We start from the raw sequence: 1,598 nt of genomic DNA on the forward strand, positions 1-1,598 counted from the left end.
ATAATGTAGAGGTATTGTATGGTTAGTAGGCTCATGTATTACTTCTCCAATGTAAACAGTGTGGTGAATTTTTTCATCTGATAAGACTCGATGAAAGACTTGCGTTAATCCATCGCATTCTAAGTGCTTCAATGAATCGTAAGAAGTGAGGAGAGAACAAAGGCGATTAATCAATATGTTGTTATACTGTTTGGATTCTTTCATTGAATTAGATTGTTAAGAATAATAGTAATTGATAACTATATAAAAGTCAAAGTTAAAACCCCTGCTGCTCTAGTTTTCTTAATTTGTCTAACTTTCGATTGAGGAGCATGGCATCACCTTCAGGTTTACCATTATCATCATCCCAGCGTTCTTCTTCCAGCCATTCTATATTTTCAGATGTAGGGCGAAATGCCCAAACTGGTCGTTTTTTGTTGTATTCTGCCTGTGCTTTTTGAACTACATCAGGATGTTCCTCATTCCACTGTTGCTGTTTAGATTTACTCATTTTATTTACTCAAAAATTCATGTGCCTTCGGAGCTATTGCTGTACGATAGATTCAATACTCTCCAAGCTTTGTCCAATCGGATTGTAATCTGGAGGCAACTGAAAAAAGTCAGATGCCCAGTAACCTTTTTTTGTTCTTTGCTCATACTCTGCTACCTCGTCGTAGGAGCCAATACATATTTTATCTTCTGTAAAATACAGGCGAACTTTTCCTTCTTTGTCTGGCATCAACATGAAATTTGATTCCTTAATTTTAGAGACTATCATCTTCGCACGTTCGCTTGCTCAGGTTTTCTTTTAACTTTCGTTTTGATAGCCTCTTTCGCAATAGGCTTCAACGACTGATTCAATAGCAAGCTCTAAGTCAACAGCCGTTTTTTTGGCGTGTCTCCAACCTAACGATTCAATTCTTTGTTCTCTTTCAGTTGGCTGAGGTATACCATTTTTAAACATATCCATTCCCTGAATAAATCTTGTTGTAACTTCTTCTTCATTCAATTTTTTTGTTGTCATTTAATTATTTTTGTGAATTGCAATGTCTATATAATGGCAATATTGAACCTTTGTATCTTTTTATTTCTTTCTCTATTCTGCTTCCAGTGCTATTTGCCAAAGAATAGTAGGTGAAGGTTTCACTCACTATTCTTTGACGCGCGTTAGTGAGCTAATAAATACTGTCTACCGAAATCTTCGTACCAAACCAAAAGATGATCGCCTAACGCATTAAGAGCAGGATTTAAAGAACTTGAGGAGCGGAACTTTTTAGTGGTCTTTAGTAAAGTATCGTAAGCTATCCATCCATTGTAAACTTCTTCAACGTTGCTATACATTGTGGCTGAATTCATAATAATTTACCTTTAATGAAACAGTTGCCCAAACAATATACTGATTGATATATCTGTGCTTTTTTAAAACCCAAAAAAATTGCGATCGCTTATACCTAACATTTTACATCGTTTACTATGTAAATACAAGACGTTGATTGACACACGACTAAGTTGTTGGGAATAAACCTAATGCTGGAGAATTACTAGCGTTGTAAGGACTATTAAAAATATTAACTAACTACTGTTTTTTAAGCTTTGCCCATAACTATAACTGGTTCAAT

At 35.2% G+C, this 1,598-nt stretch carries 5 protein-coding genes; all 5 read right to left on the bottom strand.

The genetic code is table 11. The annotated features are described in order from the left end of the window. Nucleotides 1–204 (bottom strand): hypothetical protein (locus AC2VE5_RS27050; protein WP_486890623.1); only part of this gene is annotated, 204 nt, incomplete at its 3' end. Nucleotides 205–256: 52 nt separating this feature from the next. Next, a complete protein-coding gene (locus tag AC2VE5_RS27055; protein WP_486890624.1) occupies nucleotides 257–490 on the bottom strand; it encodes a hypothetical protein in 234 nt (77 codons plus the stop codon). A gap of 33 nt (nucleotides 491–523) precedes the next feature. Then, entirely contained in the window at nucleotides 524–724 is a 201-nt protein-coding gene (locus AC2VE5_RS27060) for a hypothetical protein (protein ID WP_486890625.1), read from the bottom strand. Nucleotides 725–787: 63 nt separating this feature from the next. Beyond that, entirely contained in the window at nucleotides 788–1,003 is a 216-nt protein-coding gene (locus AC2VE5_RS27065; RefSeq protein ID WP_486890626.1) for a hypothetical protein, read from the bottom strand. 143 nt (nucleotides 1,004–1,146) lie between these two features. Then, nucleotides 1,147–1,335 (bottom strand): hypothetical protein, encoded by a 189-nt coding sequence (locus tag AC2VE5_RS27070; protein WP_486890628.1) that lies wholly within the window; start codon nucleotides 1,333–1,335, stop codon nucleotides 1,147–1,149. Nucleotides 1,336–1,598: the final 263 nt, after the last annotated feature.

The organism is Aliterella sp. E5.1, assembly GCF_057473825.1.